The organism is Bradyrhizobium sp. 44 (assembly GCF_023073095.1).
Taxonomy (GTDB): Bacteria; Pseudomonadota; Alphaproteobacteria; order Rhizobiales; family Xanthobacteraceae; genus Bradyrhizobium.
Map to the genome: position 1 here is coordinate 1 of NZ_JADPIY010000041.1, position 15,634 is coordinate 15,634.

10 protein-coding genes and 5 pseudogenes are annotated in these 15,634 nt (G+C 57.7%); 7 read left to right on the plus strand and 8 right to left on the minus strand.

Annotated elements, in window-relative coordinates; all coding sequences use genetic code 11:
- Positions 1-816: 816 nt before the first annotated feature.
- Complete coding sequence (locus IVB41_RS34585) at positions 817-1,122, plus strand: hypothetical protein (RefSeq protein WP_247439178.1); 306 nt, start codon at positions 817-819, stop codon at positions 1,120-1,122.
- Between the two features lie 625 nt (positions 1,123-1,747).
- On the plus strand, positions 1,748-2,350 hold the full coding sequence (locus tag IVB41_RS34590) for an NYN domain-containing protein (RefSeq protein WP_247439180.1): 603 nt from the start codon (positions 1,748-1,750) through the stop codon (positions 2,348-2,350).
- A gap of 683 nt (positions 2,351-3,033) precedes the next feature.
- On the opposite strand, the gene IVB41_RS34595 is transcribed toward IVB41_RS34590, so the two are convergent.
- From IVB41_RS34595 to IVB41_RS34620, 5 genes and pseudogenes are all read right to left on the minus strand, one after another.
- On the minus strand, positions 3,034-3,852 hold the full coding sequence (locus tag IVB41_RS34595) for a hypothetical protein (RefSeq protein WP_247439183.1): 819 nt from the start codon (positions 3,850-3,852) through the stop codon (positions 3,034-3,036).
- Between the two features lie 220 nt (positions 3,853-4,072).
- Complete coding sequence (locus tag IVB41_RS34600; RefSeq protein WP_247439185.1) at positions 4,073-4,798, minus strand: TIGR02391 family protein; 726 nt, start codon at positions 4,796-4,798, stop codon at positions 4,073-4,075.
- A 297-nt stretch (positions 4,799-5,095) separates the two neighbouring features.
- Positions 5,096-7,492, minus strand: a complete 2,397-nt coding sequence (locus IVB41_RS34610; RefSeq protein WP_247439187.1) for a patatin-like phospholipase family protein — start codon at positions 7,490-7,492, stop codon at positions 5,096-5,098.
- Between the two features lie 404 nt (positions 7,493-7,896).
- Positions 7,897-8,148, minus strand: a pseudogene (locus tag IVB41_RS34615) (hypothetical protein); the annotation flags it as partial.
- A 46-nt stretch (positions 8,149-8,194) separates the two neighbouring features.
- Positions 8,195-8,590: a hypothetical protein gene (locus IVB41_RS34620; protein ID WP_247439189.1), complete on the minus strand. Its 396-nt coding sequence runs from the start codon at positions 8,588-8,590 to the stop codon at positions 8,195-8,197.
- A gap of 143 nt (positions 8,591-8,733) precedes the next feature.
- On the opposite strand from IVB41_RS34620, the pseudogene IVB41_RS34625 reads away from it, so the two are divergent.
- The 3 genes and pseudogenes from IVB41_RS34625 to IVB41_RS34635 all read left to right on the plus strand — a co-directional run bounded on the left by IVB41_RS34625 (position 8,734) and on the right by IVB41_RS34635 (position 10,700).
- Positions 8,734-9,667 (plus strand): annotated as a pseudogene (locus IVB41_RS34625) (Ku protein).
- Positions 9,668-9,731: 64 nt separating this feature from the next.
- Positions 9,732-10,235, plus strand: a complete 504-nt coding sequence (locus tag IVB41_RS34630; RefSeq protein WP_247439191.1) for an NUDIX domain-containing protein — start codon at positions 9,732-9,734, stop codon at positions 10,233-10,235.
- A pseudogene (locus tag IVB41_RS34635) lies at positions 10,232-10,700 on the plus strand (metallophosphoesterase family protein). The gene IVB41_RS34630 and the pseudogene IVB41_RS34635 overlap by 4 nt, the downstream one beginning before the upstream one ends.
- 69 nt (positions 10,701-10,769) lie before the next feature.
- Here IVB41_RS34635 and IVB41_RS34640 read toward each other — a convergent pair.
- Positions 10,770-11,188: pseudogene (locus IVB41_RS34640) on the minus strand (DNA ligase); the annotation flags it as partial.
- A 487-nt stretch (positions 11,189-11,675) separates the two neighbouring features.
- On the opposite strand from IVB41_RS34640, the gene IVB41_RS34645 reads away from it, so the two are divergent.
- Together IVB41_RS34645 and IVB41_RS34650 are read left to right on the plus strand one after the other, a co-directional pair.
- Positions 11,676-12,536, plus strand: a complete 861-nt coding sequence (locus IVB41_RS34645) for a hypothetical protein (RefSeq protein ID WP_247439193.1) — start codon at positions 11,676-11,678, stop codon at positions 12,534-12,536.
- A 12-nt stretch (positions 12,537-12,548) separates the two neighbouring features.
- On the plus strand, positions 12,549-12,857 hold the full coding sequence (locus IVB41_RS34650; protein WP_247439194.1) for a hypothetical protein: 309 nt from the start codon (positions 12,549-12,551) through the stop codon (positions 12,855-12,857).
- Positions 12,858-12,944: 87 nt separating this feature from the next.
- Here IVB41_RS34650 and IVB41_RS34655 read toward each other — a convergent pair whose 3' ends face one another.
- Complete coding sequence (locus IVB41_RS34655) at positions 12,945-14,267, minus strand: hypothetical protein (protein ID WP_247439197.1); 1,323 nt, start codon at positions 14,265-14,267, stop codon at positions 12,945-12,947.
- A gap of 181 nt (positions 14,268-14,448) precedes the next feature.
- A pseudogene (locus IVB41_RS34660) lies at positions 14,449-15,396 on the minus strand (IS630 family transposase).
- Positions 15,397-15,634: the final 238 nt, after the last annotated feature.

Below are 15,634 nucleotides of genomic sequence, written 5' to 3' on the forward strand. Positions count from 1 at the left end.
GCAGATCACGCCGCCGCGAAAATCAAACTAGGCCACTGCGGATGGAAACAGGCCAGTACCAGGTTGAGGATAAGAACAATTTAGCAACCTAAAACCTTTCCTGAACCGAGCGGATGCCGGGCCGACGTCCGTTGAGGGTCACAAGCGGTCCCGGACCCGTTGCTCGCGGCAGGTCAGCTATGGGCCACAAACCGGAATTGGCGATGCCGCGCGGGGGGCCACCAACCTAGTGGCGCTTTAAGGGACATCTTCCTCTGGCCGTGTCCGGTCTCAAAAACGAACTGGACGACGAGGCTCTGCCTCCGTGCTGCGGGCTGATCGGGATTTTGAGTACAAGCACTAGTCCAGCTGCGTCTGCAAACAGGCGAGGCGCCGACCATCGCACCATAATTCCACGGGGTGTTCGTCCACTATCGCAGCGGCCCGTTTCCTTTGTTTCGACCTCGGCCGCGCAGCCTGTCCAGGTCCAAACTCAATGCATTGCCGAGTTCGTCGAGCACGTAACTTGATAGATCATCATGATACTTGGCTGGCCAAACGGCTCGGTGCGTTCGTCACTTAAGCTAACATAGGCTTGAGATTGCCAAAATTTCCCGGCAGTCGTCAGATTCTTGTTGGCAGAAGCGAAGCAACTTGGCATGCTCCTGTAACCGGGCCGGCGCGTTCATCTCTCATCTATTTACACCCGGGTTCTGAAGCAACGGCAACGCTGCGGCAGGCGTTTTAGTACGTGTTATTTAGATCGACTGATAAACTCTTGAGGCCGCCTTTAGGTGGCCTCTTCATTTCGCGTTCAATTCCTGCGGGGACATTGCAATGGCAAAACCAGCCGTTTCCCGTGATGCTTTTCGTGGACTATTCGCTTTCTACTGGGCGAAAGCTCATCACGATCACAAAGCCGAAGCCGAGGAATGCCTTTTGACGTTGTTCGGATCTGCGGAATACATTCCCGATCGCCTGCTGCAGCAATGGTCTGAGAAAGCTGATCTACTCGGTCCAGAAGCCGTCGGTAGTGTAGTGGAGCCGCGGGCCCGTGAAATCGCGAGCGGCGGCGCGCGGTACGACCATGCGAGTGATTTTCTCCACTCCCTCCTGAGAGACCTCGGGCGCAAAATGCAGTGATCAGATGCGCCGTTTCCGCTGCTCTTACCGCGCCTCTGATCAACTTCGACCTTGTAGGCAATCTTCTGCCGGCACGCAGCTCGTTAGACCGGCGCGTCGCCTTTTAGCCCCTCGATCTCAACCCGCGCCTTCTCCCTGAGTCTAGGGAGGTGCGTGGCGCCTCAATCTTCGAGGCGAGCGAGCAGGCTGCTGGAGAGATTTGAGTTCGATACGGAGCCGTCAATAACATTTGGAAGATTGCCCTGGTGGCCTTGTAACGAGCTGCAGTCCTGCTGCACTCGCTCCCAGTCAACAAAGGGTTGCCTGACCGGTCAATGACCACCCATCGCCAGCCACGACCCCGTCTCTGTATGGACAGATCAAAGAGAGCAAAATCGCCGGCGTTCATCAGGCAAACCTTCAATACGCACTTGGAAATCGAGGATACATTACAATTTTGACAGGGAGAACTTTCGGGCAATGGTAGAGTTCCACGCCCGCACAGGCCTGATATTATTTGAAAGCTTAATGTTTGCGGCTACTCGACGATCTCCGGTAGCCCTCCATATAGAATGCGACCAAACCTACGCGTCGCAAATTTCCGGGATGCTTTAAGCCCGAGTTGCTCCACCGAAAGCCTGGACAGATGTCCCACTCACCTACCGACAAGATCGCGCTCTTCATCGATGGAGCCAATCTTTACGCGACGGCAAAAACTCTGGGCTTCGACATCGATTATAAGCGACTGCTGAAGGAGTTTCAGAACCGCGGTACGCTGCTCCGGGCGTTCTACTACACGGCCATCATCGAGGACCAGGAATACTCCTCGATCCGGCCGCTGATCGACTGGCTCGATTACAACGGCTACACCGTCGTCACCAAGGCGACTAAGGAATTCATCGATGCGTCCGGCCGCCGCAAGGTCAAGGGCAACATGGACATCGAGCTCGCCGTGGACGCCATGGAGCTCGCCGGGCACATCGACCAGATGGTGCTGTTCTCCGGTGACGGAGACTTCCGCTCCCTGGTGGAGGCCGTGCAGCGCCGCGGTGTGCGGGTCACGGTGGTCTCTACCATCGCCAGCCAGCCGCCGATGATCGCCGACGAGCTGCGCCGCCAGGCCGATGTTTTCACCGACCTCGTCGAGCTGCAATCCAAGCTCGGCCGTGACCCATCCGAACGCCCCGCCCCGCGCGACCGGTTGCCTAAATTCTTGCAGGAGCCGAAGGGAAATGATTCCCTCGACTAAACGACCGGCGAATGCGACTGGAGAGGTCGGCGAGGAACGCTTTCGCGCTACACGTGGCACCTACGGGTTCCTACCGCCCGTCCGTAAGCGGACTTTAACGAGGTGCGTTGGCTGAAGGGCTGGATCCGGTCGTGCCAATTTGGCATCGCGCAAAGAAGACGCCGTAAGGCGGCTCTCAGATGCAACCTGAGCGATTCAGCTACCCATAAAAGCTGGCGCAGAGCTACATCCAGGTCCAGGTAACGCGCTGATTTGTTCGTTGGTGTTGACGTGTGCGGTTCGCTGTAAACGCGATTTTTTACGCTGTTCATTTGGACATTTTCCCTGTTATCAGCTTAGGGAATTGGGAGTGGATACGCTATTTTTGCGGCCTTTTCGGAGCCGCGCCCGTTAGACAGACCCCCAAGGCCGTTATTTCCCTGCAAAATTCCCTGTTTCCAGGGAATTTAGAACGGAGACCGGTGCGAACTGCACTGCGTCGCCAGCCACCAAAACATCCCGAAACATCTGATTTCGTGCGAATTTCTACGAGAAATTCCTGCGGATTTTGCTACGCGCGAACTCCCAGAACTTTCCGTTTAATTTCAAGGACTACTAAGCGCTCTCGGCGGCTCCACGCAGCATGGACGGCGCGACCAGATCTCTGTTGAGTTCTCAATTGCTGAGCGACGATTTGCCGGCCGTCAGCGTCTCCCATGTCGTTGGGCGCCATGCAGAACTTGCATTGTCGCGCCGTCCACTCGCTGAAAATTTACATCGCGCCACTCGATGCCGTTTAGATGAGCTGAGTCCGGTACCAGCAGGCCCTGGTAGTAGCGGTGTCCCTCGTAGGTGATCCCATACGATTTTCCCATCTCGGTGCGATACAGCCCAATTAGCTGCGGCGCACCTCCACTCAAAGGGTCAGCTTTGTTCTTGAGGGCGTCACAAAAGGCCCAGAATATTGCCCTGCTTGTTCTCCCTTGAGGATCATATTGTAGGTCTTCATTCTGCTTCTTGACTGCGCGCCCACCAGATCCGAGCGCAGTATGAAGTGCAGATTGTGTTTTATCGATAGATAACTCCTCATCTGTCCAAACCGCAGCTCTGGTCCAGGTCGACGCTACATAGGTCAGCGTCCAAAGACGGAAGCGTGCATTCATTCCGCTACCATCTCGCGCTCCGTGTAGAATCGCAAAGCTGCGATCGGGAGCGTTGAAACGGCTGCCTAGCGACACCTTGACTGTCTCAGCAACGATCGCGTGCCTCGCTTCCGCGCTCGCCCCCGTAGGAAAAAGCGCCCCATCGTCGGCCGCGGCTATGATCTGTCCCAGCATGAGGCTAGGAAAAAGAACATCTCCGACATATCCAAAAACGTCGGGGGTACTCTTGCAGGCAAAAAGTTTTCGTCCAGCATCCCAACGATTGAGATACGATCCCCAGCTGATCCGGCTGTCGCTGACCAAATAAAGTGATGAAGGACCACGTGGATCGACTCCACTCCAAGCGGCAAGCGTTGTCACTATTCCTGGCCCCCCTTTTTGCGTTATGATGATGGCCGGTTGGGCCGTTGCGAGGCAACTCCCAGGCGATCCACCATACTACTAACATTTCTATGGGTCGCGAGGTCGGAGGACCTACCCTGATACGGCTTTGCCGTGTCAGGGTGGCTGGGTCACGCTATTGCTTACGTCGATGCGCGTGTTGTGCGTTCTCACCCGACTTCGCGAAATGCTTCTGGACCTACTGCCGCCGCCTGGCATCAACAATACGAAGCAAATGGGTGGCGAGCATCACTTGCTCACGTGCTTCAGCCGGATCGCTGAGGTTTACGGTGCGATGCGAATGGGGATTTTTGTATGAGCCAATCGCGCCAGCAAATAGGTGTGCAAGAGCTTCACGCTCTCCGGGCGAGTGAGCCAGGTTGGTTAACCTTCCGCGATTGTCTTTCGGATTGTCGCTCGGATCAAATGCCTTGCGCATGAGGTCCGCGCCTAGGTCGGTCGCTTCGTAACCTCCGGCCTGACGTACGGCAACTTCGACAGCCTTAAAAGCGGCGAAGACAGCCTCGTCTAACTCGCCTCTTGCAAGAGCTGCCCACACCTTATCGCGTATCGCGACATGCAGGAGCTCCTTGGGGAAAAGCATCGCCGCTCGCGTTGCTTCCCAGTCCTGTCCATTGACAATAGCCAGACCAGCTTCGGTAAAGGTCTTCCATCCATGGGTACCATTGATGCCCGGCGAAGCTTCCACAAATCCTTCGCGTTCTAACTGTCGCCATGCTCTGTTTAGGTGGTCGTCTATCTGTTGTTTCTTGTGGAATGGATAACTGCTCCCCCGTTCGGTCGCCATCCCGGTGCCGAATGGCTCGGTAGTGATTGCTTCGTAAGTAAAGCCCGCGCCCTGCCGGACATCCGTGGCATCGGATGCTAGTAAGAAATCCGGGGCCTGCGGCCCCCAGGCCGTCAAGGCCAGGCCCCCACGCAAGTGTGGGGGCGCAAAACGGCGCGCCGTGTAGTCGGCTCAAGGCACTGAAGAACGACGAGCGGGCCATTTTCACCCCCGCATCGCATGCGCAGCGCTCGGCAGATTACCTCAATGGCTTCCGGTTACCGAAGCAGACGCGCGAGCCGCCTGAGCATCGAAGGCAGTCTTCTGCCTGTCCAAAAACCGGCGAGCCTGACCGCTCACCGGCTTTTTGATTTGATTCGGGCCTATGCGCGCTTGCTCAAATGAGCCCGGGAAATCGACAATGCGCCTACGCAGTTACCGGGCAAGATCGCAATTATCGACCGTGTTCCCGTTCTTAGCTTTTGCCTTTACTTTGCCCAGTCCTGAGTTGACCTCACGGATGATCTTGCACTGATCACACGAGTTCTTTTGAAAGGATTCTATGAATCCCGTCATTCCAAACGGGACTGCGTTCGGCCCTTCGATCAGTCCCGAATCCCGGAAAGCTCCCTCTCCAGCAGCATTGCAGATACCCGCGCTCGCTATGTTGGCTGCAACTAGCCGTCTTGTGAGGGATGAGAGCTGCCAGCCGAGGGGGAATTTGAAGAAGCGATGATTGAGATTTATCTGGGCGAGCCGCCACCGCTCCTCACCGAGATTTGGGGGCTGATCAAGCAGCGTTGATACGCGGTCTACAGCTTGATCTCCTCTCACCTCCCGCGTCTGCATGAAGGCATCAACTGGCGTCAGGAGTTCGGAGAAGCCATTGGCTTCGATCTGAGCTCCCTCGTAGAGACGGCTATAGTAAGCGCTGTGACCAAGTACGATCATCTTGAAAACGTATTCCGGAAACTTCTTGGCCTTGATGCCTTTGCCGCCAGGCTTGGCCACCTTCTCTGCCGGATTTTCACCCTCAATCCACTGAATGACGTTCAGCGCCGTATCAGCACCGGAATTCTCAAAGTAACCGCCATCAACGTAGCGCGTCGCAATTGCAGGCCACAGCAGGAGATGCCGTGTTTCCAAGGCAACCGAGGCTGGGGGAAGTATCAACGGAAATCGTGAGCTGAGGGTCGCTGCTGTACTTAGCGCAATATCTTGTCCCATCGAAGCAAGGTTTGCGGAGTTGACGGCCGACCTGCGCCATTGAATGTCATCGTTTGTCGGTGCAACCACGTGCTGTTCACCGGTCTCGGCCTGCGTGACGTTCATGAACATGATCGGGCCGTCTCCCAGCTTCCGGCCCTGAAGAATTCCCTGGCTCAGACCATCTGACTTGCCCGAGGTCGTATCAAGCCACCCCACTTCCAGCGCCCGCTCGAACGCCCGCGCCCGATCGAAAAGCGGAATTGGATAGGGCAAGAATCGCTGGGCAAAATCCGGGAACAGCGCGGACGCTGCCAGAGGGGACAAGAAGTCGTTCCTGAAGAACTGGTCGACCAACTTCTCGATCGTTCCTGATCCGTCGAGGCCATCCTCCGCGCATTTGGTCTTGTCCGCCGCCGGCTCGTATTGGACGGCCGCCATGAATGCCACTGCACCAACACTCCCGCCCGACACGCTGCTTATGAGAAAGATATGGTCGAGGATCGCGGGACACCGGTCGTACAGCCGCGCCAAGGTGATTGCAGTTTGATAGGCAGCATAGATGCCACCACCTCTTGCGGCCACGACATAGACTGGAAACGGGCGCCCTTGGTCTTTGAACGCCTTCACGCGCTCCGCAGGGCGATTGTGCCACCAGGCATAGAACTCGTCCTGTATGAGTCCGCCGGTTTCTGCATCGGTCTTGTTCTCGACTCTGCGGACCGTGTGATTGTCGTTGAGCCCCGCCCAATCTGCGACCAAAGCCACAGCAACGAGGCATCCAGCCATCGAGAGACCAACCCTGGCCGAAACATTTTGCAGGCGAAGCAGAAAGAACAGCAAAACCACAAGAAACAGGGAGAGCCACGTCAATGTGCCAATCAGGGCTGTTGCGGCGATCAGGAGAGCTGATGCACTTTTCACGATCCAAACGGCTTGCAGGGAAAAGGCGCCAACAAGTACGGTCGTGATGAGAAAAATGTTCGCCTCGATCCTGCGAAACCAGCTCGGGTTGCTCAGTCTTCGTCGGCAGACGGCTTCAAACACCACCACAGCGACGGCCATTATCAGGCACCCAATTGCCGCCCATTGGAGAAGGGAGATGGCAAACAATGCGTCCCGATGCAGAGCCTGAAACCCACCCGTGAGGTTGTCAAAGTACGTCTTTCCATCGGGAGAGAGCGGCTTTTCGGCGAGTTTTGCTACCACCTGCTGAAGGTCGGGAAGGTCAAAGTAACCGGTGGTTCGATAGAGACCCACGGCAATCCCAGCCAGCGGGGCCATCCCAATCCCGGCTGAGATCGCAGCACGGAGCCATGTCAGGCGGGCGCCAGTCTGACTGGCCCAGAGTTGCCGCACGCATTCGTTGATCGAGGCACAGAGCACGGCTGTCGTGACAACAAAAGCGCCGATCCTGATGAGATTGTGCGGCAGGTCACTTGCGAGAATAAAGTAGATCTCCTGAATCTGGTCAGGCTTCGAGAACATGAAATACCCAGCCGACGCGACAATCAGCGGCACTCGCAAGGTCAGGAGATTAGACACAAACGCAGCACCGACGCCGGCCATCCACAGCAGCGCTGCCCGAATGTTAGGCAGCAGCGTACTCAACCTCTTCGTCAACATCGAACGCCCCATCCATCATCAGCTAAGAATTTCGCTTGAAAGCAGACACACAATAAAAGGTTGAAAACACCCCGGAAGCACGCTGACGGTAGGATCAGTCAAAAAGGGGGTTCTGTCGAGAGCCGGCATGTACACGGCTCGCCGCGTTATCGAGACGCATCTGCCACCCTTTCCCACCGAGAAAAATGGGTTCGATTCGGCAGATCCGTAACCGAAATGTCGAAACGCACGCTGTGATGGGCACAAACAGAACTTCATTGACCCACCCAGCCGCCGTGTGGATGATCTTACGCTGGCGGCCCGGGGGAGCTGCCTGGTCGTCATCGTCCTCGATGGTCACGTCGCTAGCCCGGCCGTGTCTTCCTTGACGCCGCGGGCGACGATCCGGAGTGCCTCGTCCGGCAGGGGAAGCCGCCATTCACCGCTTGGTCGATCGTTGGGGACGGATCAATCGGTTCGCCGTCTGACCACATGCGTTCGTTCCAACTCTCGCATAGCAGCTTGTCTGCCCACTGGATGAGCGCTTCCCCCTTCGCCCGCGTCTCCGCCGATTGGGTAGCCAGGATGTTGGCCATTGCCCGCGCCTTGCCGAGCTCCTTCTCCAGAGCCTTGCGGTCGCCGCCCGACAGCGGCGTAGGGTGATACTTCGGGGCCATCCGGACATCCAGGCGCAAAGAGATCGGACCGGCAATCCAGAGCGGGCTACGGCGTCTCGAACGCCGGCCAGCACCCGTCTTCTTCATGCCTGCCGGTGCGCTGCTGGCAGGTGTTGTCGAGCAGTCGCTGCGCGACGTCCTTCCAGACCGCGTTGCCGCCATACAATCCGACTGCATCGGCGGTCTGGATTTCCACGGTTCGCTCGCAGCGGCGGCAGGAGATGCGCAGGACGTGGCGTTGAATTTCCGAAAGACGCCGCTGCCGCATCTGGGCCCCGGTCGCGCCGGCGCGAGGATCTTTGAGGACTGATTCCCAGTATTCGGCCGGAAGCGGTGCATCTGGAGCCGCAGCGGGGGGAGTTGGCCTCCGGGCAGCTTCGCCGGCCAGTTTTTCCATCTGCTTCGGGGTCGGCATGCGCCAGCTCGCGGGTCGGTCGGTCATTCCGAATTAGAACATAAAGTGAACAAAAGTCGAGTCCGCTCAAGTGGCCGCTGAGAAAAAATCATCCTGTTGGACGGGGCGCGGCGTCGGAACCAAGCCCGGCCGTTCGTCTTGAATCCGGCACCAGTATGGAGTTCCCCGCAATGGCCCCCCGCGCTAACTGGAAAGGCTTCCTGCGTCTTTCCCTCGTCACCTGTCCGGTAGCGCTCTATCCGGCCACGTCGGAATCCGAAAAATGTCTCGTTCAACCAGCTCAACCGAAAGACCGGCCACCGCATCAAATACGCCAAAGTGGACGCTGATACCGGCGAGGAGGTCGACAACGAGGACATCGTCAAGGGCTACAAGGTCGACACCGACACATTCATCGAGGTGACGAAGGAGGAGCTCGAGAACGTCGCGCTGGAATCGACGCGAACGATCGAGATCGACGAGTTCGTCGACCGCAGCGAGATTGATCCACGCTACCTGATCCGCCCTTACTACCTGACTCCAGATGGCAAAGTCGGGCACGATGCCTTCGCCGTTATCCGCGAAACCATCCGCGAAATGAACAAGGTCGCGATCGGTCGCGTGGTGCTGACCAATCGCGAGCACATCATCGCGCTGGAGCCGCTGGACAAGGGGCTGATGGGGACCTTGCTGCGCTATCCCTACGAAGTCCGTTCTGCGGAGGAGTATTTCGACGACATCCAGGACGTCAAAGTCACCAAAGACATGCTCGATCTCGCCAAACACATCGTCAATCAGAAGGCGGGTCACTTCGAGCCGGAGAGGTTCGAAGACCAGTACGAAACCGCCCTCATCGATCTCATCAATCAGAAGCGCGCCGGCAAACCCATCACCGCGAAGTCGCGTCCTCGTGGTGAGAATGTCGTCGACCTGATGGACGCACTGCGCAAGAGCATTGGAGCCGACGCGGATTCAGCGACAGAGTCGCAAAAGAAGCCAGCCAGGAAGGCGCGCAAGGCGTCGCCCGGGCAGAAGGAAATGCTGATGCCGATTGCCGGCAAGAAACCGGCCAAGGAGACCGCGGCGAAGAAGCCGGCGGCCAAACCGCAGCGGAAGTCGGCATAGCGAGACGCTAAGCATCCAGTGGCGCCAGACGGCCGTTACTTCGTCGCCCGCGGCAGGGAGCGATATGGCTGCGCTGAAAAAGACTTCCAGGAGATTGATGTTGAGCGCGGGCATTCTCGCCTACCGCAAGGGTGCTCGCGGGCTCGAGGTTCTGCTCGTTCATCCTGGCGGTCCGTTCTGGCGCAGGAAGGATAATGGCGCGTGTTCCATTCCCAAGGGCGAAATCGATGCCGCGGATGCGCCGGACGAGGTCGCGCGGCGCGAGTTTGCCGAAGAACTCGGCCCGAGCGCTTCAATCGGTCCTCTCCCGGCGCTGGGGGAAGTCCGACAGCGAGGAGGGAAGCGCGTCATCGCATTCGCCGGCGAGGGCCAATTTGACCCGGCGGCGCTGACCAGCAATACCTTCGATATCGAATGGCCGCTCCGAAGCGGTCAACGGCAGAGCTTTCCCGAAGTCGACCGCGCGGAATGGTTTGATATCGAGCTCGCGCGGACGAAGATGCTGTCCGCTCAGGTTGAGTTTCTCGATCGTCTTTTGGCGATCGCGATTGAGAGCGCCGGGAAATGAAGTTCAGGTTTGGAATCATTTCGGACACGCACGGTCTGTTGAGGCCTGAGGCCGAACGAGGCCTGACGGGCGTCGATCACATCATCCACGCCGGCGACATCGGGCGCCCCGAGATCGTAGACGCGCTTCGCCGGATCGCGCCTGTCTCGGCCATTCGTGGAAACGTGGACAATGGCGCGTGGACCCGCGACTACCCCGACACGAAGCTTGTGCGCTTGGCGGGAAAGTCGATCTACATTCTGCACGACTTGAAGACGCTGAAGGCCGATGCCGGCGTTGGCATCGATGTCATCGTCTCCGGGCAGGCATTCCCACGTGCCGAAGATCCACACGGTCGGTGGCGTTCTCTACCTGAATCCCGGGAGCGCGGGACCGCGGCGCTTCAGGCTACCGATTACGCTGGCGACGCTCGAAGTCACGCCCGACGGCATGCGACCGGAGATCCACGACCTTGGAGGCGACTGAGTGCCAGCGCGGAGGGGGGAGGCGGTTGCATCAATTCCTTTTGCCGAGTTACGCCCTGAGGGAGCGCTACTAGCGCGGCCGTTCTCGCTCACGCACGACGTCTTTCGCCCGCTTGTCGGATCTGAGCCCGAGGTAGACGGGCTGGCGCAGTTCGCCCTTACTGGTCCATTCCGCGAATTTGCGCTCGGCAACCAATGAGGGCCTGACCCAGGTCGTGGCGGCCTCGTCTTCACTTGGCAGGAATTTGTGCCGTTCGCTTTGCGGTGAGGGCTGAAGGCGATCAGCCTGTCGCGCGGCAGGATCGCCTTCAGCCGCTTCTTGCGCTCGAGAAGAGGCTGTTTGCGCAAGTCAACTGCGTTCTGAAACATGAGATTGAAGGCACAATACAGGAGCTTCGCGTCGTGACGCAGCGCGCTTTGAAGTAGCTGGAAATGCGAGACGCCGTCCTTTCCGATCGCGACGAGCTCGCCGTCGATCACGGCGTCGCCCAACCGCGATTGGAAGCCTGCGATGCGCCGTGCGCGGGCTAGTTAGCGGTTCTTCGGTCGGCGGCACGAGCCATCAGCCATGAACTCCCGGTAGCTTATGGCCGGGCGGCTTGTACTTTATTTCCGCTTTCGGCAGATATAATTGACGCGGCGGACTTACCACTCCTAGCGACGGACCCTTAGCCGCCAGCGCTACTTAACCGAGCCCCTTGTAGGAGCGTATTGGTCCTCGATCGGAATGCGGCTTCATGTCGGCTAACGCGATCTCTCCGCAAGTTTGGCACACGGCTATCCACACCTGGAGTGCCCCAGTTGGTAATGGCTTCGGTACAACGACAAATTGTGTGGGTGTTGCGCTCTAGTTACAGACTCGATGCCGGCCCAGCGATAACGTCGAGTTAAATTAGAAGCGCATCTGTAAGTTGATTTTTTGTTTGTACGTTTGCGCCACTTCTTTGTTCGATCAATTGGCAGTCAGAGATTTGCGATGAAGCCATTGCGTTTGCTCGTCGTGTCGTTCTGCGTCCTGGTGACAGGCTGCGGCACTTACATTCCCAGTCAGCGGGACTGGCCAAACGACGGAACCGGCGATGTCGCCAATATGAATTCGGTTCTTGTTCGCAGCATCGTTTGCGAGCTGAGCTACGCTGTCACGACCGTGATCGAAACAGATGTGGAGCAGTCCAAGCTTCGACCGAATCGCAGGAAATACGCCGACTTTTTGTATGGTTGGGGCGTCGAAGTAGCGGCCGACCTGACCGTTACCGCAAAGACGGCTCTAGCCTCATCGGGACTCTGGGCGCCAGTGTCTCCGGCATCCGCGATCTTCACGCTCGGCGGCGGCATCGGAGGCGGTTTCACGGCAACGAACGAAAATAAGTTCAACATTTTTTACACAGTCGCCGATCTGTACAAACCAGCCGCCTTCAGGCTCGGCTCGACTGAGCGACCATGCCGGTATCCGGAAGGCGGAAAAGAAGGCTCGCTTCTCGTCGATATCGACCTACGAGTTGTGGAATTGCTGTGGTCGCGTAGTCAAATCGTCCAGCTTCGTCTGGCGGACGCGCCGGGGACTGTTCCCGTAGCGGGAGATAAAAACGTTCTCACGCAGACCGTGTCGATCAAGGAGAGCGTTGCCGGGGACATCACACCAGCGTGGAAATTCACAACGGGTTCGGTCAATCAATCCAGCAAACTGTTCGGTGCGGGTCGCGACCGCACGCATCAGCTCGTTATTACCTTTGGACCGTTAGGACCCGGCCACAAGTCATTGAACCCACTCGCCGAGCAGTTTCATCTGAACGAACAGCTGAAAGCTGGTTTGCGCGGTAATCCGATAGGCCAGTAACGGGAGAAAGCCTTGGCAAAAACAAAGAAAGCTCCATCTAAGCCCACTCGTCTTAAGCCCAAGAAGTTCAAGGAACTGCTTGAGAACTTGGACGTTGCTGCTCTCCACGATGACGACATCGCCGATATCATGTTGCGTTGCGCGTCTACGCTGAACTTCAGAAAGACCCTGGCTAGCGATGCCAAAACCCTTGCAGGCTATTGCTATACGCAGGCTCCCGGAGAGAGCTGGGTGACCGTGTGGCAGAACGGCCATCCTGTCGAGTATCGCGTACCGTTGGCGGTTGCGCAGCAACGCCACATTCCCGTTTGTGGCGGATGATCATCCTCCGCTGAAGTGATAGGATTTCCAGCGCGGTCCGCCAAGTCATGCCCTCGTAATGGCCCGGCGGTACGCGGAAATGCGAAATCATAGTACTGGCAGGCCGAGAAATCCCCTGCGCGGTGCTGGTGGCGGCTCCGGCACCGTATAGTCAAGTTCGCCTGGTATTTCGCCTTTAGTATCGAACGCGCCCTCCTTGAGACCATAGGGCCCGAGCCCAAGCGTCACGGAAGGAAGCTCGGACACGCTGATTTTCCCAGCGTAGAGCGGAATGGTATCGGCTTCGACGACCTCTCCTTCACTGTTGAAGATTTCGTAGCTAACGACGACACCGCCCCCGTAGGAGAGCTCACTGCTGCCGGTCGAGACCTTGGAGTGCGACATGCCGCCAGCCGCAACGGGCTTGACCCACAGGATGTAGGCGCCTCTGTCCAGCCAGGCCCTCAAGTTCTCCGCGGAAAGTATCCGCGATAGCCTGCTGCTTGCCGACTTGTCGTCGACCTTGGTTAGTCCTTCTTTGAAGGCGTCGAATGCTTCCAGAGCCTTCGTCATGCGAGCGATCAATTGAGTGCGCGCAGTGGCCGGATCAATTTTGCCGCCGTCAGTGGCGCCGTCTTGCTCCGCTTCATCCGAAGGGGGCTTGTCGTTTTGAGAATGCTGTTGCGCCCGAAGTATAATTTCCAGGCTTGCCGCGGTCTCGAGTTGGGCTTTTAGGTCATTCGGGTCTGTCGACGGCTTCGATGTAATATTCTTGCTGCTGAGCTTCCCGAGGGCCTCAGCCACGTCTCTTCGCGTTTTGTCCAGACCTCGAAGACTATCTAATACTTGCGACTGTTTCGCCAAGCTGGGTACGGTCGCCGAATGAAAGACCTTAAATTGTCTCTTGGATAGCAGCCTTAGTTGTCCCGCGACCGTGACGGCAAAAACCTGATCCTCAATTTCGATCTTGAAGTTCTTGATATCCTGATCCGTCCGAAAAAGTGAAAATAACTGCAGTCCGGTATTCAGCAGACCGCTAAAGACCGCGAAGGCCGGCACGAGAGTTTCGATTAGGTTTCGTTGATCCGGCGCCTCTTCCTGCGGCAGAAGCTTTGCCGCTTCGATGAGCGCGTCGAATAACGCCTTGAAGTCGTCCCTTATGGCGAGGAAGTCGCGAAGTTCGCCTAGAGACGCGAATTCTGCAGCGTTGTGAAGCAGGACCGCTTCTTTCGGCGCTATGTCGTTTATCCTCACCACGCGCTTGGCGATGTGATGAGCAAGATTGCGCGCAGCCCTGTACGCGAGGATGATGCTTTCTATGGGGGCATTGTCATTGACGGTGATAGTGCCCTTGTGGCCTGCGCTATCGGGAATTTCCGCGTTAATTTTCGCCGCATCGCTGCCCTTCGCTGGTGCTGCTGCTTCGGTCATTTTTTTTGCCCATGCAATGTGGTATCGCAATGAAGTGCAGCTTAAAGTAGCAGAATGATCGCGAATTGTCATCCGCACAAATGGGCCGGAAGCGTGTCCCCTCTCACACCGACGCCAGTACGAACCGCCGGAATTTAGGTAGCAAATTGGTTGGATACAGTTTTCCAGCGGCTAGAGCGTTTCATTTTTTGATGGAAGCGTATCCTGCATTAGCGAAGTAGTTGCTGCATTCGCCGGGCAGAACGTTTCTGACGAGGTGGCCGATGTGGTCGCAGGCGTCGTCCATCGTGCGTTTCTGTGCGATGCGCATCCAGTGCTTGATCTTGGCGAAGACTTGCTCGATCGGGTTGAGGTCGGGTGAGTACGGTGGAAGGTACCACAGCCTTGCGCCGGCCTTCCGGATCATCTGCCGGACGGTCGGCGACTTGTGGCTACCGAGATTATCCATGACGACGATGTCGCCCGGTTTGAGCACTTTGACGAGTTGCTGTTCGACATAGGCGCGGAAGCTTTCGCCGTTGATCGGTCCATCGAACACACAAGGCGCAGTGAGCTGGTCAGAGCGTAGGGCACCGAGGAAGGTCAGGGTTCGCCAGTGACCGTGCGGCGCAAAGCCGCGCAACCGCTCACCCTTGGATCCCCAGCCGCGCAGCGGGGCCATGTTGGTCTTGATCCAGGTCTCGTCGATGAACACCAGGCGGTTTGGATCGAGGCGATCCTGCAAGCTGCGCCAGCGCTGCCGCCGCCGCGCGACGTCGGCGCGGCCCTGCACAAGGGCGAACAGTGTTTTTTTTGAAGCGGAGACCTTCGCGTCGCAGGAAGGTCCATACCGCGTGGTGCGAGACTTTCAAGCCTCGCGCGGCAAGTTCGTCCTTCAGCCCGTGCAGCGTTAGATGTGGCGTCTGCCTGATCCGCTCCACGATGAACGCACGATGCGGCTCCAGAACCGGCTTACGGTGACCGCCCATCTTGCCCGGCGCAACCGAACCCGTCGCGCGATAGCGCTGCCGCCACTTCACGACGGACGACACTGCAACATCGAACCGGGCCGCCACAGCATGGCAACTCTCCCCGGATTCCACCGCCTCACGGCTCGTTCACGAAGATCATTCGAAAGAGGTCGGACCATCCGATACTGGCCTCCGATCCAGCCAGCATCTTGAATCACAAACCGCCGCCCGACGGAATCCCTCCCGATTCAATCAATCGATGAACCGCTCTAGTCGGCGCCTCTGATGCGATTCAGAAAGCCAACCATCTGGGAATTACGGATTTGCATCATTTAGCTGACAGCGACAAATGGCACGATTTCGTCCACTAACGGTCCCCTTAGGTTCAGGTTGTTGCGAGGAGAATTTGGTCTTCTG